The sequence below is a fragment of the Citrobacter werkmanii genome, from assembly GCF_008693645.1.
In the GTDB taxonomy this organism is placed as follows: domain Bacteria; phylum Pseudomonadota; class Gammaproteobacteria; order Enterobacterales; family Enterobacteriaceae; genus Citrobacter; species Citrobacter werkmanii.
This window is the reverse complement of the sequence record NZ_CP044101.1, coordinates 877151-896624: the sequence shown is the minus strand read 5'-3', so window position 1 is coordinate 896624 and position 19474 is coordinate 877151. Positions and strand designations below refer to the sequence as shown.

Annotated in this window: 15 protein-coding genes and 1 pseudogene; 5 read left to right on the top strand and 11 right to left on the bottom strand. The window is 51.7% G+C overall.

All coding sequences use genetic code 11. From position 1 onward, the window contains the following. Positions 1-99 precede the first annotated feature (99 nt). The 3 genes and pseudogenes from FOB24_RS04970 to FOB24_RS04960 form a co-directional block, all read left to right on the top strand. A complete protein-coding gene (locus FOB24_RS04970) occupies positions 100-1026 on the top strand; it encodes a LysR family transcriptional regulator (protein ID WP_150344614.1) in 927 nt (308 codons plus the stop codon). Positions 1027-1101: 75 nt separating this feature from the next. Further along, entirely contained in the window at positions 1102-2382 is a 1281-nt protein-coding gene (locus FOB24_RS04965) for a DUF445 domain-containing protein (RefSeq protein WP_150344613.1), read from the top strand. Beyond that, positions 2378-2536 (top strand): annotated as a pseudogene (locus tag FOB24_RS04960) (MFS transporter); the annotation flags it as partial. The gene FOB24_RS04965 and the pseudogene FOB24_RS04960, both read left to right, overlap by 5 nt. Positions 2537-2862: 326 nt before the next feature. Here the strand turns inward: FOB24_RS04960 and FOB24_RS04955 are convergent. The 5 genes from FOB24_RS04955 to uxuA form a co-directional block, all read right to left on the bottom strand. After that, positions 2863-3870, bottom strand: a complete 1008-nt coding sequence (locus FOB24_RS04955; RefSeq protein ID WP_069324131.1) for a porin — start codon at positions 3868-3870, stop codon at positions 2863-2865. Between the two features lie 188 nt (positions 3871-4058). After that, on the bottom strand, positions 4059-4271 hold the full coding sequence (locus FOB24_RS04950) for a hypothetical protein (protein ID WP_396027581.1): 213 nt from the start codon (positions 4269-4271) through the stop codon (positions 4059-4061). A gap of 628 nt (positions 4272-4899) precedes the next feature. Next, positions 4900-5673, bottom strand: a complete 774-nt coding sequence (gene uxuR / locus FOB24_RS04945) for a Uxu operon transcriptional regulator (RefSeq protein ID WP_038636895.1) — start codon at positions 5671-5673, stop codon at positions 4900-4902. 133 nt (positions 5674-5806) lie between these two features. Then, positions 5807-7282, bottom strand: a complete 1476-nt coding sequence (locus tag FOB24_RS04940) for a fructuronate reductase (RefSeq protein WP_085048377.1) — start codon at positions 7280-7282, stop codon at positions 5807-5809. Positions 7283-7362: 80 nt separating this feature from the next. Next, positions 7363-8547 carry a mannonate dehydratase gene (gene uxuA / locus FOB24_RS04935; protein ID WP_110496114.1) on the bottom strand — a complete coding sequence of 395 codons (1185 nt, stop codon included), beginning with the start codon at positions 8545-8547 and terminating at the stop codon, positions 7363-7365. A gap of 261 nt (positions 8548-8808) precedes the next feature. Here uxuA and gntP point away from each other — a divergent pair, with 261 nt between their 5' ends. Further along, a complete protein-coding gene (gene gntP, locus FOB24_RS04930; RefSeq protein ID WP_038636883.1) occupies positions 8809-10152 on the top strand; it encodes a gluconate permease GntP in 1344 nt (447 codons plus the stop codon). A 49-nt stretch (positions 10153-10201) separates the two neighbouring features. Here the strand turns inward: gntP and FOB24_RS04925 are convergent, their stop codons facing one another. From FOB24_RS04925 to FOB24_RS04915, 3 genes are read right to left on the bottom strand one after another with little or no spacing between them, the layout of a single operon-like run. Further along, positions 10202-10897: a LutC/YkgG family protein gene (locus tag FOB24_RS04925; protein WP_150344611.1), complete on the bottom strand. Its 696-nt coding sequence runs from the start codon at positions 10895-10897 to the stop codon at positions 10202-10204. Then, on the bottom strand, positions 10890-12317 hold the full coding sequence (locus FOB24_RS04920; RefSeq protein WP_121529953.1) for a LutB/LldF family L-lactate oxidation iron-sulfur protein: 1428 nt from the start codon (positions 12315-12317) through the stop codon (positions 10890-10892). Before FOB24_RS04920 ends, FOB24_RS04925 begins: the two co-directional genes overlap by 8 nt. 10 nt (positions 12318-12327) lie before the next feature. Next, positions 12328-13047, bottom strand: coding sequence for a (Fe-S)-binding protein (locus FOB24_RS04915; RefSeq protein WP_042312620.1), 720 nt, complete (start codon positions 13045-13047; stop codon positions 12328-12330). 580 nt (positions 13048-13627) lie between these two features. On the opposite strand from FOB24_RS04915, the gene FOB24_RS04910 reads away from it, so the two are divergent. Then, on the top strand, positions 13628-15181 hold the full coding sequence (locus tag FOB24_RS04910) for an L-lactate permease (RefSeq protein WP_150344610.1): 1554 nt from the start codon (positions 13628-13630) through the stop codon (positions 15179-15181). Positions 15182-15604: 423 nt separating this feature from the next. Here FOB24_RS04910 and pdxY read toward each other — a convergent pair whose 3' ends face one another. From pdxY to FOB24_RS04895, 3 genes are all read right to left on the bottom strand, one after another. After that, a complete protein-coding gene (gene pdxY / locus FOB24_RS04905) occupies positions 15605-16462 on the bottom strand; it encodes a pyridoxal kinase PdxY (RefSeq protein ID WP_150344609.1) in 858 nt (285 codons plus the stop codon). Between the two features lie 11 nt (positions 16463-16473). After that, positions 16474-17739, bottom strand: a complete 1266-nt coding sequence (locus FOB24_RS04900; RefSeq protein ID WP_038636871.1) for an aromatic amino acid transporter — start codon at positions 17737-17739, stop codon at positions 16474-16476. Between the two features lie 189 nt (positions 17740-17928). Next, the gene (locus FOB24_RS04895; RefSeq protein WP_038636869.1) at positions 17929-19299 is read right to left on the bottom strand and encodes a tyrosine phenol-lyase; all 1371 of its coding nucleotides are present in this window, start codon (positions 19297-19299) and stop codon (positions 17929-17931) included. Positions 19300-19474 lie beyond the last annotated feature (175 nt).

The following is a 19474-nucleotide window of genomic DNA, read 5'->3' as shown; positions in this document are numbered from 1 at the left end:
TAAGTTGTTTCCTGTGATTCAATAGTTGCATGTTTAAAAGCCGAATGTAACGGCCTATTCGTACCGTTTTTGCAAATCACTTGTGAATTAAAGGAAACTATGAGTACGCCGATTTCACTCAAGCATCTGGAATTTTTTACGAAAATCGTCGATTGCGGGGGGCTGTCGGAAGCCGCGGCGCAGCTCAATGTCTCGCCGTCTGCGGTCAGTAAAAGCCTGGCCGCGATGGAAGACACGCTGGGGACGACGTTAATTAAACGCACCACCCGCAGTATTACCCTGACCGACGCCGGGCAATATCTCTTCAACCGCGCTAATAAGCTTTTGAAAGAATTCGATGAAACGCTGAATACCACTTCCGGTTATTACCACAGTCCACAGGGTGAATTACGTATAACCTGCTCAATTGCGTTTGGTTATTCCCGACTGGTGAACCTGATGGATAAATATCGCGCTCAGTTCCCGGATGTGAATTTATATATCGATCTCAACGATAACTTCGTGAATCTGAACGAAACGGATTTCGACATCGCTCTGCGCATTTCTACCGCGCCGCCGCAGAACTATGCCATGCGCAAGCTGGTGCCTGTCCGCTGGGCGTATTGCGCCTCACCCGGCTACCTTGCCAAAAAAGGCATGCCCCAGCGCCGCAGCGATCTGGTCAACCATGATTGCCTGGTGTATCCGGGTCTCACGCCAGTGCTGAAAGTGGCTGATGAACATGATCGTCTGCATCAACTCAAACTGCATATGCCGATCCAGGCCAATAGCAGCCTGGTATTACTGAAGTCGGTACTGGAAGATCAGGGCGTGGCGTACTTGCCGACTTACCTGATTGGCGATCATATTCAAAAAGAAGAGATAACGCCGTTGATGCTCGACGGCACGATTACCTGTGAAACTCATGCCCTGTATGCGCTCTATTTTCCCAGTAAGTACAGCAACCCCAAGGTACGATCGTTTATCGATTTTCTGGTAGCGGAACTCGGTCCCTTACCTGCCTGGGACAACTGGATCCCGGAGTAAGATCTGGTCGCCTAAAAACGAGGGCCGCACCACATTTTTTGCACGATCCTGTCGTCTGGCTCTATTCTTAAGCCTATGAATAAAATTGCTGAACTCAAACGCGCCAAACGACTGGCGCTCTCATTGCTGCTGATTGCCGCCGCCACTTTCGTTATCACGCTGTTTCTGCCGCCTAACTTCTGGGTGCTCGGAATCAAAGCGATCGCCGAAGCGGCGATGGTCGGCGCACTGGCGGACTGGTTTGCCGTGGTGGCGCTTTTTCGCCGGGTGCCGATCCCTTTTATCTCGCAACATACGGCGATTATCCCGCGCAATAAGGATCGGATCGGGGAAAATCTCGGTCAGTTTGTGCAGGAAAAATTTCTCGACACTCAGTCCCTGGTCGCGCTGATCCGCCGCCATGAACCGGCGCTGTTGATCGGGAACTGGTTCAGCCAGCCGGAAAACGCCCGGCGTATCGGCCAGCACCTGCTGCAAATTATGAGCGGTTTTCTCGAACTGACCGACGACGCCCGCATTCAGCGGCTGATCAAGCGGGCAGTGCACAAGGCCATCGATAAAGTTGATCTCTCTGAAACCAGCGCATTGATGCTGGAAAGCATGACTAAAAACAATCGCCATCAGGTGCTGCTCGACACGCTGATCGCCCAACTGATCGCTCTGCTGCAACGCGATAGCTCGCGGGCATTTATCGCCCGGCAGATCGTGCACTGGCTGGAGACCGAACATCCGCTGAAAGCGAAGATCCTGCCGACAGAATGGCTGGGCGAGCACAGCGCCGAACTGGTTTCTGACGCCGTAAACTCTTTTCTGGATGACATCAGCCACGATCGCGCCCATCAGATCCGCCACGCCTTCGATCGCGCGGCGTTTAAGCTCATCGATAAGCTCAAACACGATCCGGAAATGGCCGTGCGAGCGGAAAGCCTCAAAAGCTATCTGAAAGAAGACGAAGCCTTCAACCGTTATCTCGGCGAGCTGTGGGCAGACCTGCGTCAGTGGCTGAAAACCGATATCAACGCCGATGATTCTCGCGTGAAGCAGCGCATTGCCAATGCCGGGCAGTGGTTCGGCGAAACGCTGGTTGCCGACAGCGCCCTGCGCGCTTCATTGAATGGGCATCTGGAGCAGGCCGCGCATAAGGTTGCGCCGGAGTTTGCCACCTTCCTGACGCGCCACATTAGCGACACGGTGAAAAGCTGGGATGCGCGCGATATGTCACAGCAAATTGAGCTAAACATTGGCAAAGATTTGCAGTTTATTCGCGTCAACGGCACGCTGGTCGGCGGTTCTATTGGGCTGCTGTTATATCTGCTGTCGCAAATTCCTTCCCTGCTGACGCTGGCGAATCTTTAAGGGGACCACCTTGCTGGTGATGCCGCTCGCCCGTCAACTTAGCGTGCCGCGCAATATTAATCTGCTGGGAAGCGGCGCTCAGGCCATCATTAACGCCGCGCTGTGTGGTGCCGTTGCGTTGTTTTTTGCTGCGATTATCAGTCTCACGCAATGATATAAACAGCGATTCGCCAACCCTAAAAGGGTATAAATTCATTACCAGGTCTATTCAAACTAGTCCGTTATTTAATGTCAACATTTAAGAAATGTATAAATAACCAACAATATACTCATCAGGAAATTTATAAACTCACTTTAAAATGCGTAAAAATGGACATGTTAATTCAACATCAACACCATCTTCAGAAAACACATATATTCTGGTTTAAAAAAAATCGCCCGCTTTAATAATCCTGATCGGTTTAATTTGATCCATTAAAAGCAGGCAGATGTAAAAAAGGCGTCTTACAAAAGACGCCTTTTACATATTATCACAACAAATTAGAACTGATAGGTCAGACCCGCAACAACCTGGTTGTCGCCGTCAGCGCCATCAAGCAGGTTAATTTTATAACCTACATCAGCAACCATATTTTTGTTGAAGTAATAGTCCGTACCCAGCGCCACATATTCGGTCAGGTCATTATTATTGTTGTCACGCGTATGGACATAAGCCACGTTCGGACGCAGACCAAAATCAAACACATACGCAGCCATCGCTTCAAAGTGCTCAGCTTTGTCCGCATCCTGAATCAGGTTGTGGGACTCACCATACATCGTCGCTACGTAGATGGCGTTAGCATCATACTTCAGGCCAGCACCCCAGAACTCTGCGTTTTCGCCATCCCAACCATTCTGTTTCTGCTGAGCAGTCACAGAACTGGTGGTGTAGGCCGCAATCGCAGACACGCCGGAATCGGCGATATTATCGTAGCCCAGGGAGAAGCCGTAGCCATTGCCATGCTGTTTCGTTGGATCCTTATCGGTATCATCCTGACCCTGATATTGCGCGCCAAGGCTCAGGCCATCAACGGCACCAAACAGATTTTTGGTGCGGAGTGTTGCAACGCCAGAAGTGCGTGTAGTAAGGAAGCGGTCAGTATTTTCATAGGAGTCACCGCCGAACTCTGAAAGAGTGTCAGTGTAAGCTCCCACGTCGTAAGCGATACCGTAGTTACGACCGTAGTCAAAGCTAACGTCATGGCCATAATCCAGACCAGCAAACGCCAGACGTGTATTAACACCATTCTGAGAACCTTCTGCTTTAGCGGCATCAAACTGACTTTCAAACTGACCATAGCCAGTCAGTTGATCGTTGATTTGAGTCTCACCGCGAAAACCCAGACGTGCGTAGGTGCCGTCAGCATCGGTGCCGTCAGTCCAGGAGTGGACCGCTTTTACTTTGCCGTACAAATCAAGTTTGTTGCCATCTTTATTATAAATTTCCGCTGCATGAGCGGAAGTGATGCCTAATGCCATCACTGCTAATACCACTGCTGACTTTTTCATATTTTTACTCACTTTTAATTGTGAATTTTGCTATCAACTTTGTTATGAAGGCAGAAAGTCCTCATAAAAAAGCCCCCTGAACACCAAGGGGAGAAATCAAAAACACACCAATAAAGGCAATAATGAAGTGGCAATAAATAATTCACTACTCAGATTTCATTCAAAATCCGGAATAAGGTCAGCCAGGTTTACTCTTGATTCTCGCGCTGGTTAATAGAGCGATGTAGCATTAACGCCTCAGCGATAATATCTTGTTTACTTTTTCGCGTTTCAAATGCCAGCGTTCGGACATATTCCCACAGAGAATTATCAACACGGGCACTTAAAAGAACCATATCTTTAGATCGGGTACCCCTGGCTTTTCGGATATCGGGATAATCTCGAGAAGGCATCGTCATCATCTCCTGAACGCAATAAGACGCTTATGGCGATGAAATATGCAGTCAGTGTAAAAACATGTCAACGGTAAAAAACATTCACAATCGTAATAAAACTGTTAATAAAGGGAGGTAAAATGGAACGATATTTCAAGTGAAAGATAACTTGTTTATAGAATAATGTGTAATTTTTACTTTACATATATTCATTTTTATTCATTTGATTAAAAACGCATGAAGCATTGACATGAACTATTACACTCAATCAAAACATCATTACAGCCAATAAGTTACATGCCGTTATTAATGTCTACTTTTATGCGAACTGCTTGTTTTTATGTACTGTTATGCAAAGCGGTTCTACCCAAACCACTGCCGGAATCACTTTGATTCTCACTTAATGCTGACCTGTTTTGTCTAAAAACAAGCACAAAAAGGTAAAAATAAGGTAAATAACCCATTTTTTCGCATGCAAAATTAAGTTGTTTTTAATTGATATAAATCAATTTACGCCGTGTAAAGACGGCGAAAAAATCCCGGCTGAGGCGCCAGACAAAATTTTTTATGTCCAATTCAGCACGATAAAAGGGGAATAATCACGAGGGAAAGTACCACACGGACCGAAGCTGTCCGTGTGGCTGAAGAAGCAAAATCAGGCGTTAACTTTATCCAGCGGCCAGGACTCGAACAGATAGCCATCAAAGTCGATATCATCGACATTTGAAAATTCCAACAGCCGTTGTTTGACGTTTTCCAGATGCTGCCACATTGCCAGTTTAGCCGCGCGGGCGTCCTTTTTAATTAACGCCGCCAGGATCTGCTTGTGGTCGACCATCCACTCTTTACGGTAATGAGTATCATCGAGGTGGCTATGAAGCTGGATCCACATCGGGTTGTTCTCACGCCACTGCCATGACTGGCGAAATAACTCCACCAGCATGCTGTTATGCGTGGCTTCAGCAATCGCCAGATGAAACTGCATGTCACCGCTTTCTGATCCATTCGGTTCGCTGGAGGCCAGCTCACGCTCTTCCAGTTGCAACGCCTGACGCATTTTGACGATGTCTTCGCGAGTGGCCTGCAGCGCGGCAAATTCAGCGATGTTGCTTTCCAGTAACTGGCGCGCCTGCAGCAGTTCAAACGGACCGGCATCGTTGCAGTGATTTACATCCGTACTGTCGATACTCTGCGCATCCGCATTGTCGAGCACGTAGATTCCGGCGCCGCGACGCACGTCCACCAGTCCTTTAATTTCCAGCATGATTAATGCTTCGCGCACCACCGTACGAGTGACATTAAGCATCTCAGCAATTTCACGCTCCGGCGGCAAACGCTCACCGGGCTGGTACGGCGTCTGGACAATCAGATCGCGGATCATGGCACCCACTTCCTGGTAGGGTCTTTGTTGAGAAGTGTTCGATTTCATCGTGTTATGTCCGTCAGAAGCGTGTAATCAGATACGGTGAATAGGTATCGAACTATAGCATTTGCGGCAAGTCAAAAACAGAAAACGGGTCAACCAAATCAGTATTTTGATTGACCCGTCATAGTTCGGGGAATTACGCGTCAGCGCTTAGCGCGGCAACACACTCACGCGCGCCCAGCTCGCACAGTTGTTGATACATGGCGATAACCGTCTCAACAAAGTCGGCGTTTTCCGCTAAATCATGGCCAAAAATCCCGCTCAGCCCCAACAGCGCCGTCACACGTTCAGCCCCCTGGTACTGTTGGTTAATACGCTGGAATTCAGCCAGCATTGGGTCAACAACATCAATGGCCTGCCCCTGCTCATCCACGCCGTGGGTATAACGCATCCAGCCCGCGACGCCAAGCGCCAGGTGACGCCAGTCGCTGCCGTTTTGCAGGTGCAGACGCACCGGATCCAGCAGGCGCTGCGGCAGTTTCTGGCTGCCATCCATCGCAATCTGCCAGGTGCGGTGGCGCAGAGACGGGTTGCTAAAACGTTCGATCAGCAGCGTCGCATAGGCGTTGAGATCGGTGCCTTCCGGCATAGCAAGCGTCGGCGCCTGTTCCTGCATCATCAGCGCAAACGCCGCTTTGCGATACGCGGGATTGGTCATGGTATCGGCGATAGTTTCATACCCGCCAAGATAGCCCAGATACGCGAGGAAAGAGTGGCTGCCGTTAAGCATGCGCAATTTCATCATTTCAAACGGCACTACATCGGCAACGAACTGCGCGCCGACTTTATCCCAGTCCGGGCGACCGTTGACGAAGTTGTCTTCAATCACCCACTGACGGAACGGCTCACAGGCGATAGCACATGGATCGTAAACGCCCAACTGGTCGGCAATTTCCTGCAACGTTTCTGGCGTCGCTGCCGGAACAATGCGGTCTACCATGGTGCATGGGAAGGTGGCGTTAGCTGCAATCCACTCCGCTAACTGCGGGTCGCGCGCCTGCGCCAGGCCCAGCACCGCGACTTTCGCCACATGACCATTTTCACGCACGTTATCGCAGGACATCACGGTAAAGGCCGCCAGCCCCTGCTCGCGACGCAGATGCAACGCCTGTACGATGTACCCAATCGCCGATTTCGGCGCGGTCGGGTTCGCCAGATCGTGCTTAATCAGTGGGTTATTGAGATCTAACTGGCCGCTGGCAGCGTCGGTGCAGTACCCTTTTTCCGTGACCGTCAGCGAGACAATCGCCGTCTGCGGGCGCGCCATGGCCTGTAAAATACCGTCGCAACCGTCAAGATCCGGGTGCAGCGCTTCTTTCATCGAGCCAATCACTTTCAGCACGGTGTTGTCCGCGCCCTTTTCCGCCACGGTATACAGCAGTTGCTGCTTGCGCAGGTTTTCAATCAGTACGCAATCGTTACCCGGCATCAGATTAACTTCACAGATACCCCAGTCGCTGTCGGTGGTTTCTAAGAGATGGTGGGTGTACAGCGCCTGATGCGCGCGGTGAAAAGCACCGCATCCCAGGTGAACAATACGGGATTGCAGGCGAGAACTGTCCCACGCCGGACGCGCAACCGGCAGGTTGCTACTGGCAATTGTCGTTGTCATCGTGAACTCCAGAAGCCGTTGGAATACCAACGGAAGAGAAAAGGAAAAAGCCGGTCAGACAGGTGACCGGCAAATCTGCTTTAACGGCTGAAGAAAGCGCGCTGGATAGCCATTTCAACACCACGCACTTCCGCCAGCCCTTTCAGGCGACCAATCGCGGAGTAACCGGGGTTGGTTTTCTTTTTCAGATCGTCAAGCATCTGATGACCGTGATCCGGTCGCATGGGGATCAGATCCTCTTTGCCCTCAGCTTTACGACGTTGCTCTTCTTCAACGATCGCTTTCACCACTTCGTACATGTCAACGTCGCCGTTAAGATGCGCCGCTTCATGGAAGGTTTTCGGGTTATCTTCACGCAGCGTGGAGCGCAGATGGGTGAAGTAAATGCGCGGACCAAACTGTTTGATCATGTCAACCAGGTCGTTGTCCGCACGAACGCCGTAGGAGCCGGTGCACATGGTAAAACCGTTCGCCATGCTGCTGACCGTATCCACCATCCACTGCATATCTTCCACGGTGGAAACAATACGCGGCAGGCCGAGGATCGGGCGCGGCGGATCGTCCGGGTGTACCGCCATACGCACACCAGCTTCTTCTGCCACCGGAATGATCGCTTTCAGGAAGACGGCAAAATTCTCGCGCAGCGCGGCTTTATCGATATCTTTGTAACGCTCAAGATGCTGACGGAACTGATCGAGGGTATAGCCTTCTTCCGCACCCGGCAGACCGGCGATGATATTGCGGGTCAAACGCGCTTTGTCTTCATCGCTCATGGTTGCGAAGCGTTCATTGGCCTGAGCAATTTCTTCGGCGGTGTAGTCTGCTTCCGCGCCCGGACGTTTGAGGATATGCAGCTCAAAGGCGGCAAATTCAATCTGGTCAAAACGCAACGCTTTGGAGCCGTCCGGCAGGACGTATTCCAGATCGGTACGGGTCCAGTCGAGAACCGGCATAAAGTTGTAGCACACGGTACGAATACCGCACTGGGCCAGGTTACGCAGGCTCTGCTGGTAATTGGCGATCCACTGCTGATAGTTGCCAGAACGGGTTTTAATGTCTTCGTGGATCGGCACGCTTTCGACGACCGACCAGACCAGGCCCGCCTGCTCAATAATCGCTTTGCGCTTTAGGATCTCATCAACCGTCCACACTTCCCCGTTCGGGATATGGTGCAAAGCGGTGACAACGCCCGTGGCACCCGCCTGACGCACATCCGCTAAGGTGACCGGATCGTTAGGGCCATACCAGCGCCATGTCTGTTCCATGTTTTGTTCCTCGTTTACATTATGGACTCGACGATATGGCGCATAAATTCCTCCTTTTGGTATTACATGTCAACCTCAATGGCAAAATTGGTTAACCAAATCACAATGAAAGCCGATTTGATCTTATGTGCGCCGCAAAAATACACGGTGAATATGTAAACATGTAACGCAATGTGACATCTATCGCATCAATGGTTAACCAATATATGTAACATCTCAACCAAAATCATAATGGTTCAACCAAAAGAAGGTAGACGTTTTATGCACGTTCTCAATATTCTGTGGGTCGTATTCGGCATCGGTCTGATGCTGGTACTTAATCTAAGATTCAAAATAAACTCGATGGTCGCCCTGCTGCTGGCGGCGCTCTCGGTCGGCATGCTGGCGGGTATGGATTTAATGGAGCTGCTGCACACCATGAAATCCGGTTTCGGCAGTACGCTGGGAGAGCTGGCGATTATCGTGGTATTCGGGGCGGTCATCGGTAAGCTGATGGTTGATTCCGGGGCAGCGCATCAGATTGCCCATACGCTACTGGCGCGCCTCGGCCTGCGCTATGTGCAGTTGTCGGTGATCATTATTGGTCTGATCTTCGGCCTGGCGATGTTCTATGAAGTAGCGTTTATTATGCTGGCGCCGCTGGTGATCGTTATTGCTGCGGAAGCGAAGATCCCGTTCCTCAAGCTGGCGATCCCCGCCGTTGCCGCCGCCACCACCGCGCACTCCCTGTTCCCGCCGCAGCCTGGCCCGGTGGCGCTGGTTAATGCCTACGGCGCTGACATGGGCATGGTCTACATCTACGGTATTCTGGTAACCATTCCGAGCGTAATCTGCGCCGGACTTATCCTGCCGAAATTCCTCGGCAACCTCGATCGTCCGACGCCGTCATTCATGAAAGCCGACGTCCCGGTTGACCAGAACAATCTGCCGTCATTCGGCGTGTCTATTCTGGTGCCGCTGATCCCGGCGATCATCATGATCTCCACCACCATTGCCAACATCTGGCTGGTAAAAGGGACACAAGCGTGGGAAGTGGTCAACTTCCTCGGCTCTTCACCGATTGCGATGTTCATCGCCATGATTGTTGCCTTCGTGCTGTTTGGTACCGCGCGTGGTCATGATATGCAATGGGTCATGAACGCCTTTGAAAACGCGGTGAAAAGTATCGCGATGGTGATCCTGATCATCGGCGCGGGCGGCGTACTGAAGCAGACCATCATCGATACCGGCATTGGCGATACCATCGGCATGTTGATGTCACACGGCAATATTTCTCCGTACATCATGGCGTGGTTGATAACCGTATTAATTCGTCTGGCAACCGGTCAGGGCGTGGTCTCAGCCATGACGGCGGCGGGAATTATCAGCGCAGCCATCCTCGACCCGGCAACCGGTCAACTGGTGGGCGTCGATCCGGCGTTACTGGTGCTGGCAACGGCGGCAGGCTCCAACACCCTGACCCACATCAACGATGCCTCGTTCTGGCTGTTCAAAGGCTACTTTGACCTGTCGGTGAAGGATACGCTGAAAACCTGGGGTCTGCTGGAACTGGTAAACTCCGTGGTGGGTTTGATAATCGTGTTGATCATCAGCATGATTGCATAACGTCTGTCCCGCTCTGGCCAGTAGCGCCAGAGCGGTTTTCCATCCTGTCTTAGCAATCCTCAATAATCAGATACACCGCCTTCACCGGGCCATGCACTCCAACCACCTTGATAAGCTCAATATCCGCCGTCGAACTGGGTCCACTGATAATGTTAATGCACGACGGCATCCGCTCACCGGCCTGCGCTTTCTGATGCAGTTTTTCCGCCAGCTGCGCTACGCGCGGCAGGATGGTGCTTTTACGCAGCACGAAAATCGACGACTCCGGCAACAGGCTCAGGGAACGCCCGCGCTCCGGCGCGGAAAACAGCACCACGCCGCCGGACTCGGTCAGGCCATACTCGGCATAGACCACGCCGACTTTCGCCTGCTCGGCCTGGGTAATATTTTCGCTACCGCGCGCCGGGTCCCAGACCACAGCGTTGCATGCCTGCTGTAAGCGTTCGGTAATGCCCAGTTCCACCAGCCGACTGTCGCCGCTCAGTACCACCGGTTGCGGCCCCAGCTCCTCACACAGGCGGAGCGCCGCGTCTGCGGCCTGATCCTCGCGGGTCATTTCACAGCGGGCCAGCATCACCTCGCTGGCAAACTGGATAAACGCCTCGCAGCGCTGCTCGAGGCTCAGTTCGGTCAGGCGCTCGTTGGCATAGTTGTTAACCGGCGCGGCATCCGCGTGCGGTTCGAAACGCAGCGGGCGACCCAACGCCTGGGCGACGGTGTTTAAAAATGCGGTACGGTTATCCATTTTTTTTCTCCTGCGCCTGATGTTTCTTAAACCAGCTGCGGAAACTCTCGCCGTCAGCATCAGGCAGATCGCGCGCCTCCATCCAGTCTCCAATAGCGCCAACCTTAAGCGGCGTTTTACCGCCATTGATAAACCAGCTCGCCGCGTGGGCCCCGGCCATCATGCCGACCTTCCACAGCCCTGGATGGCTGTTAGCATAAGCGAACATTTTGATCGCCCGTCGCTCGGCTTTCGGGGTAATGCCCTCCTCGGCCATCACCCGGCGATGCCGCAGGATCAGTTTTGACAGCGGGATCCGCACCGGACAGACGCTGTCACAGGCCGTGCACAGTGAACAGGCATACGGCAGGTCTTTAAAATCTTTATAGCCGCCGAGCAGCGGAGAGATCACTGCGCCGATGGGACCTGGATAGATGGAGCCATAGCCATGCCCGCCGATATGACGATACGCCGGACAGGTGTTCATACAGGCTCCGCAGCGGATGCAGCGCAGCACATCACGAAACGCTGAGCCCAGCACCTGCGAGCGCCCGTTATCGACAATCACCAGATGAAATTCTTCCGGTCCGTCAACGTTATCCGCCTCACGCGGGCCGGTCAGCCAGGTGTTGTAGCCCGTCAGACGTGCGCCCACGGCGCTGCGCGCCAGCATAGTGATCAGTACATCCACATCGGCAAACGTCGGTGCGATACGCTCCATACCCATCACCGCAATATGCGTTTTCGGCAGCGTGGTGCACATGCGCGCGTTGCCTTCGTTGGTCACCAGACACACCGAGCCGGTTTCCGCCACGGCAAAGTTGCAACCGGTAATGCCGATTTCGGCACTCAGGAAATCCTCGCGGATCTTCTGGCGAATGAATAAGGTCATGGCTTCCGGCGTTTCCGGGCCGTCGTAGCCCAGACGTTCGTTCAGCACACGGCGGATCTGATAGCGATCTTTATGAATGGCCGGGACCACGACGTGCGAAGGCGGATCCTGATCCAGTTGCAGGATGTATTCGCCGAGATCGGTTTCGATCACCTGAATTCCGGCATCCTGCAGCACATGATTGACGCCGATCTCTTCGGTCACCATCGACTTGGACTTCACCACCTTCTTCGCATTTTTATTCTGTGCGACCTGCAGAATGTAGCGGGTAGCCTCTTCTTTGGTTTTGGCGAAATAGACGTGCCCGCCGTTTTGCGTCACTTTCTCGGAGAGTTGATACAGGTAAGCGTCGAGATTGCTCAGAACGTGATCGCGGATCTGGCTGGCACGATCGCGCCAGTCTTCCCAGTGGCCTAACTCATCGACCATTTTCTGTCGATTCGCGCCGATACGCTCCTGCGCATTAGCCACGGCTTTGCGCATGATCGGATCTTCAATCTGCTGGCGAATGCGCAGTTTAAATTCTACATCGCTGGTTTTTATCGACATTTCTTTCCCCTCAGCGGCTCATCAGCACTTCAGCAATATGCATCACTTTGACCGGCTGACCTTCCCGTTGCAGTCGACCGCCAATGTTCAGCAGGCAGCTGACATCTGCGCCAATCAAGTATTCCGGCTTCGCATCCATCAGATGGAAAACTTTCTCTTTCACCATCTCGCCGGATATTTCAGCCATTTTGACCGAGAATGTTCCGCCAAAGCCGCAGCAGGTGTCCTGATCGGCAAACGTCAGCAGCTCCAGTCCGCGCACGTTTTTCAGCAGTGTGAGCGGCTCTTCCTTCACACCCAGCTTGCGGGTCAGGCTACAGGAGGGGTGATATACGGCGCGGCCATGCAGACTGGCGCCGACATCCACCACGCCCAGTTTGTTGACGATAAAGGAAGTGAGATCCTGCATACGCGCAGCAACGTTCTCAGCACGGATCGCCCACTCAGGTTCATCGGCCAGATAGGTCGGGTAGCTTTTTACCGCATAGGTGCAGGAGCCTGCCGGAGAGATAATCGGATCGTCGTTGTCTTCCAGCGCGGCGATCAGGTTTTTCATCCCGGGGATCGCTTCTTTGATGTAACCGCTGTTGATGGCTGGCTGACCGCAACACCCTTGCTTCTCGGGGAAATTCACGCGACAACCCAGTTTTTCCAGCAGCAATACGGAGTCTCGTGCCATCCGTGATTTCAGTGCGTCACCAATGCAGGTAACAAAGAAATTTACATTCACAATAACCACTCCATTGCTTCATTTCTGTTTATTGCGCTTGATATTGCTATATCAAGCAAAGGTTCAATCGTCTTTCACACCCAGTTTTTCGGTTTGCTCGTTTTACTAATGCCTGGGTTCATAATGATGCTCAGATCGTTTTCCTTTGATGGCGATTCTCCGTTTCTTATATCAGGACAATCGCAAATGTCTGTATTTTCATTTGTATGACAAAACAAAATAATCCCCTAATCGACTCGGACATGCAATAGCCAGGTTTATTTATTTCGGCATCGCTCACATTTTTATATTTAAAACCACAGCATTATTAACATCTTAAGAATAGTTTCAGGAGATAACTATTCTCGTCACTACCATTATCAAACATGTTGTTAAATAACTACTTATAGGTATTTCGCTTACTCTTAAGTATATTTATTCGGTATTAAATTTTAATTAAAAGATTACAATAGTTACAAAACCAAAAATCATAATTACTTTATCCACTGAAGCGATTCAGTTTACAGCTTTTATTAATCCAGCAATGTAGCCTCCCCGCCATAAATATAAATCAGGTTTAATAAACCAATCGGGAATAGCAATGAACGAATATTTTATGTTTGCCCTGGCACTCTCTCCGTTACTACTGATGGTATTTTTAATATTAAAACTAAAAATGGCCATCCATTATTCCGTGCTAATCTCTTTAGTTTTCACCGCCGCGTTATCAGCACTATTCTGGGAAATGCCCGTACAGAATCTGAAAGCCGCAATAGGCTATGGCGCACTGAAGGGATTATGGCCGATCGTGATAGTGATCCTCGGCGCTATCTTCAGTTATAACGTCATGCAGGCGACCAAAGCGCTGGATATTCTGCGCGATATTCTCGCCAGCATTAGCGAAGATAAGCGTATTCAGGTGCTGCTGATTTCATGGTGCTTTGGCGGATTCCTAGAAGCTGCGGCGGGTTATGGTACGGCGGTCGCCATTCCAATCGGCATTCTTATTGCGCTCGGATTCAACCCGCTGAAGGCGGCGATCGCCTCTCTGGTTGCAAATACCGTTCCCACCGCATTCGGCGCGGTCGGGATCCCGGTTTCTATTCTGGCGGAACAGGTTAATCTGCCGGTTTATACCTTAGGCGGAACTATTATTCTGCAACTGGCGCTGTTTAATATCCTGCTGCCGTTTGTCATTGTCTGCATAATTGGCGGCGGCCTGAAAGCCATTCGCGGCGTATTTCTGATCACGCTGATGTGCGGCATCACCACGCTGGTTCCGCAATATTTTGTTGCTATCCATCTTGGCGCGGAATTGCCTGCCTTTGCCGGGAGCCTGGTCAGCCTGTTTGCCGTCGCGATAGTCAGCCGCCTGCGCAAAGGGAAAACCGATCCCGAATGGCGCATTGAGGTCAGCCATACCCGCGAAACCACGCCGCGCTCGGCAAAAGTGTTGTTCCGCGTGGGCTCTATCTATCTGTTTATTTTTGTCTTTATCCTGCTGTGTTCACCGCTGTTCCCGACGATAAAAGCCGCGGCGTCCCAACTGGCCTCGGTACTGCATTTCACGCTCGCCGACGGCAAAACCCTGGCGCTGAAAGTGGAATGGGTGACCACGCCGGGGATGCTGATCATCTTTGCGACCATTATCGGCGGTTTTATTCAGGGGGCTTCGGCACGTGGGATGCTGGAAGTGTTTATCAAAACCATTTTCCAGCTTAAAAATTCCATTGTGGCGATTATGGCGATCGTCGCGCTGGCCACGGTGATGGATCTCAGCGGAATTATTTCCACGCTGGCCCAGTCGATTGTCGATCTGACCGGCAGCTCATACGTCTTCCTCGCCCCGGTGATTGGCGCGCTGGGCACGTTTGTGACCGGCAGCGATACCAACTCGAACATTCTGTTCGGTAAGCTGCAAACTATTGCCGCCAGTAAGCTGCATATCGATCCCAACTGGCTGGCGGCGGCCAATACCTCCGGCGCAACGGGCGGAAAAATGATTTCGCCGCAGAGCATCGCCATCGCAGTTTCAGCCACCAAAATGGACGGTCAGGCCAACCAGATAATGTCTGGCGCCATGAAATACTGCTGCGCCTACATTGTGATCCTCGGCCTGAAAGTTGGTCTCTTTTATTACTGGTTTATGGCGTAACCCGTTGTCAACCCCGCCAAATTCGCGGCAATCGTATTTGACGACGCGGTGACCATAAAGGTTTACACCGCCCCGGAATCGGAACGAGGTGACAGGCTTTACGATTTGTCGGCGCTGACTAAAATAGCGCCGATGTTTCAAATCGAGGATTGTTGTTATGTTGTTCTGGAAAAAGATGGTGAAGAAGTTCGACGCCTTTTCTGCGTTGATCCCACCACGCTACTTCCGCGTGTAATGTCTGCGTTTCACGCTCATTTGTCGGCCGGATAAGGCGCAAGCGCCGCATCCGGCAACTGGCCCCCTTTCACTTGCGCAGCCCGCACGCTCTTAACACCCTGACCCACAGACGAAGCCACGCAAAACGGTAGACCAGCGGATGCTGAAATCGTAGTAATGTCAGAAACATAGAGACTCCTTGCGGCGCTACAGTACCGTTGCCTGATAGCGAATCTGCGGCGCCATTATCTGGTGACGCGCGTCTATCAGCCGCAGTTCATACGAGTCGCGCTCTTTCGTTAGTCGCATCACCGCGTCAACAACACTGGTGGTCCGCTCCAGCGCCAGCTTGTCATCATAACCATTGAGCAGTGAGGCCAGCATCACGCTGCAAATCAGATCCCCAACGCCCACCGGCATTTTGGCAAAGCTATACAGCGGCCGGGCGATGTGTAACGTCTGTTCCGCCGTCACCAGCAGCATTTCAAACGCCTGTTTGTCACGCGAGCAGTCGCCGAGATGCTTCACCAGTACCTTGTTCACGCCCCATGCCACCAGCTGCTGCGCCGCTTCCACCACCTCGTCAAAACTACGCAGTTGTCTGCCCGTCAGCACGCCCAGCTCATAGAGATTCGGCCCCATTATGTCGGCCAGTTGAATAGCGTCATCGACAAAAAAGGACTCCACGCCCTGCGCGACAATGCAGCCTTTTTGCGGGTCGCCCATTACTGGATCGCAAAAATAGAGCGCCTGCGGATTACGCTGGCGAATGGTGGTGACCGCGTGCTTGACCTCTTCGCAATGGCGTTTATCTCCAAGATACCCTGACAATACGGCATCACATTGCGCCAGCTTTTGCAGGTCATCCAGCCCGCTGATGATGGCGCTCAACTCGCCGTGCGGCATCGCCATGCCCTGCCACATCCCGTACTGGGTGTGGTTGGAAAACTGCACGGTGTAAAACGGCCATACATCGATCCCCGAAAGCTGCATCGGCAACACGGCGGCTTTATTTCCGGCATAGCCATAAACGACTGACGACTGAACAGACAACACGTTTTTCATTTTGACTCCGTCTAACGAAACGTTGGCAGCAGACCAAATACGTCCAGAACAACCGTCAGATAAACAATCGCCCCACAGACAATCACCAGATTGAGCACGGTGTTATTACACGGCGCGGTATAGCTGGCGGTCGGAAAACGCTTCCGCGCCGCTTTCACCAAGAACGGCGGCAGGATCACGCTCCAGATGGTAAAGGCCAGACCGGCGTAACCAATTGCGTGCACAAAACCGTTCGGGAAGAAAAAGCACACGGCGGCTGGTGGGAAGTAAGTCACCAGCGCGGTTTTCAGGCGGCCCATACCGTCATCCGGGAAATGAAACAGATCGGCGATGTAATCAAACAGGCCAAGCGTCGCCGCCAGCAGGGAACTGGCGACCGCGAAGTTGCCGAAGAAGGTCAGGATCAGATCCATATAACGGCTGGTGAACAGCCCGCTGATGGCCTCGACAAACACGTCGATATTGCCGCCTTTGGCGATAATTGGCGGGAACGAGGAACGGCTAATGTTACCCATCGTAACGGCTAACCAGAAGATATACAGCAGCAGGGCAAACAGCGTGCCGATGATAATAGAGCGCGTAATATTCGAAATCCCGCTCGTGCCGTACAGCTTGACCAGGCTCGGCACGTTACCGTGAAAACCAAACGAGATAATGCAGAACGGCAGCGTCATCAGGATATACGGCAGATACTGCGAATTGGGCAGCGCCACCGCCACGCTGTCGACGAGTTTTGCCACTTCGATATGGCCCACTAGCCCGGAGAAGGTGGCAAAGAACGCCACAAATTTACCGATAATCAGCACGGTAGTGATGCGTCCAACCAGCAAGGAACTGTACCAGGCAATCGCCCCAACCAGCATACTAACGATAATCACCGAGATATTTGCCGGAAAACGTACGCCGCTGTATTTAAATACGGTTTGCGCCATCACCGCCGATGAACCGGAGATATAGGCATAGGTCAGAATATACAGCACAAAGCCGAAAGCGATACCCACCACGATATTCCACTTACGGCCTAATAAATCCTGGGTAAAGGTATTAAAACTGGCACCAGCGCCATAATGCAGGTTAACTTCAACCAGCATCAGGCCGGTTAATAACATCATGATGGCAATAAAGAGAAGAATAACCGACGCACCGGGGAACCATACGCCGGCCATCGCAATCGGCAGGGAAAACATTCCGCCACCCACTACGGTCGCGATAACCAACATGGTTCCGCTAATCAGTCCGGGGGTACTACTCTGTCGCTCAATGGCATTAATATCCATGATAAATGTTCCTGTAGACTATTCGTTATAATTACAGCTGTCATTTGTACATCATGCGGATAATAAAAATGTCGGAGTCAGGGTTTACTTTTTATAGTTCTGTCACGGTAACGGACACCGCAAAGGCTTCCTGTTCATGGAAAAAGAAGACAAAAAAGCCCCATCGCCAGATGGGGCCATAATGATTATTTAGATATAATCAAAGCGTGCGGTAAAGAAACGCAACTGCTTCGGCTCGTATATAAACTTCAGCCCGCGAATATCTTCTTTGTGCTGGTAAAGTTTAATAATACCGTCGGCCACCACATCCATATGCGCGTAGGTATAAACGCGACGTGGAATCGTCAGACGCACGGTTTCCAGTTTCGGTCTGTGGTGTTCGCCGGTTACGTTATTACGACCCGCAGAGATAATTCCGCGCTCCATACTACGTACACCAGTTTCTACATAGATGCTGGCAGCCAGGCTTTGCGCCGGGAACTCGTCCTGCGTCAGATGCTCGCAGAAGCGGCGCGCATCGAGGAATACCGCATGACCGCCCACCGGTTCAACAATCGGTACGCCAGCAGCTTTCAGCTTGTCGCCCAGGTAGCGCACCTGCTTCACGCGGTGCTCAATGTACTCATACTGCATGGCTTCGCGCAGACCAATCGCCATGGCTTCCATGTCGCGTCCGGCCAGGCCGCCGTAGGATGGCATCCCTTCGTACACTACGACTAACTCTTTGGCAGCAGAGAACATTTCGTCATCATTCATGCACAGGAAGCCGCCGATGTTTACCAGACAGTCTTTTTTACCACTCATGGTACAACCGTCGGCGTAGCTGAACATCTCATGCACGATCTCTGCGATGCTCTTGTTCTCAAAGCCCTGCTCTTGCTCTTTGATAAAGTAGGCGTTTTCTACGCAGCGGGTGGCGTCGTAGAACACTTTAATGCCGTGTGCTTTTGTCAGTTCACGTACCGCACGCATGTTAGCCATCGATACCGGCTGCCCGCCCGCGAGGTTAACCGTCACCGCCAGGCAGATATAGGCAATATTCTCGGCGCCTTTTTCATCAATCAGCTTTTGTAATTTTTTAAGATCGATATCACCTTTAAATGCAATATTCAGACCGGCATCGTGTGCTTCGTCACGAACGATATCGACAAACACCGCGCCATTTTTTTCCTGGTGATAACGGGTAGTGGTGAAATACATATTCCCGGCAACATATTGCCCAGGTTTAATAGCCAGCTGCGATAACAGGTTTTCAGCGCCGCGGCCCTGGTGAGTCGGAACAATATGTTTAAAGCCAAACAGTTCCTGAACCGTTCTTTCCAGATGGTAGAAGTTTTCGCTGCCCGCGTACGCTTCATCACCCATCATCATTCCGGCCCACTGCTTGTCGCTCATTGCGTTGGTGCCACTGTCGGTCAGCAGGTCAATATAAATATCTTTCGAATTTAACAGGAAAGTATTGTAACCCGCTTCCTGCATTTTCTTAAGGCGTTCATCACGCGGGATCATAGATACAGTTTCAACGCTTTTAATACGGAAGGGTTCTGCCGGATAATTCATTTTGTTTCTCCAGTAACAGTGGTCATGTACGTATTAATGTGAAGTAAAGCATACCTGGTTCATCAATAAAGTCTGATGAAATATAACTATTCGCCTCCTGAGCCAGGGGGAGAAATAATGTGGAGGCACTATGCAAGATTTAATTGATTATGGAAATAGCTCGAGCAACATTAAT

Bases quoted from the DNA above. Each gene is read 5' to 3' on its own strand.
- gntP (WP_038636883.1), top strand. From the start codon at position 8,809: ATGCACGTTCTCAATATTCTGTGGGTCGTATTCGGCATCGGTCTGATG.
- FOB24_RS04950 (WP_396027581.1), bottom strand. From the start codon at position 4,271: ATGATGACGATGCCTTCTCGAGATTATCCCGATATCCGAAAAGCCAGG.
- pdxY (WP_150344609.1), bottom strand. From the start codon at position 16,462: ATGAAAAACGTGTTGTCTGTTCAGTCGTCAGTCGTTTATGGCTATGCC.
- FOB24_RS04925 (WP_150344611.1), bottom strand. From the start codon at position 10,897: ATGGATAACCGTACCGCATTTTTAAACACCGTCGCCCAGGCGTTGGGT.
- uxuA (WP_110496114.1), bottom strand. From the start codon at position 8,547: ATGGAACAGACATGGCGCTGGTATGGCCCTAACGATCCGGTCACCTTA.
- FOB24_RS04940 (WP_085048377.1), bottom strand. From the start codon at position 7,282: ATGACAACGACAATTGCCAGTAGCAACCTGCCGGTTGCGCGTCCGGCG.
- FOB24_RS04955 (WP_069324131.1), bottom strand. From the start codon at position 3,870: ATGAAAAAGTCAGCAGTGGTATTAGCAGTGATGGCATTAGGCATCACT.
- FOB24_RS04895 (WP_038636869.1), bottom strand. From the start codon at position 19,299: ATGAATTATCCGGCAGAACCCTTCCGTATTAAAAGCGTTGAAACTGTA.
- FOB24_RS04910 (WP_150344610.1), top strand. From the start codon at position 13,628: ATGAACGAATATTTTATGTTTGCCCTGGCACTCTCTCCGTTACTACTG.
- FOB24_RS04920 (WP_121529953.1), bottom strand. From the start codon at position 12,317: ATGTCGATAAAAACCAGCGATGTAGAATTTAAACTGCGCATTCGCCAG.
- uxuR (WP_038636895.1), bottom strand. From the start codon at position 5,673: ATGAAATCGAACACTTCTCAACAAAGACCCTACCAGGAAGTGGGTGCC.
- FOB24_RS04970 (WP_150344614.1), top strand. From the start codon at position 100: ATGAGTACGCCGATTTCACTCAAGCATCTGGAATTTTTTACGAAAATC.
- FOB24_RS04965 (WP_150344613.1), top strand. From the start codon at position 1,102: ATGAATAAAATTGCTGAACTCAAACGCGCCAAACGACTGGCGCTCTCA.
- FOB24_RS04900 (WP_038636871.1), bottom strand. From the start codon at position 17,739: ATGGATATTAATGCCATTGAGCGACAGAGTAGTACCCCCGGACTGATT.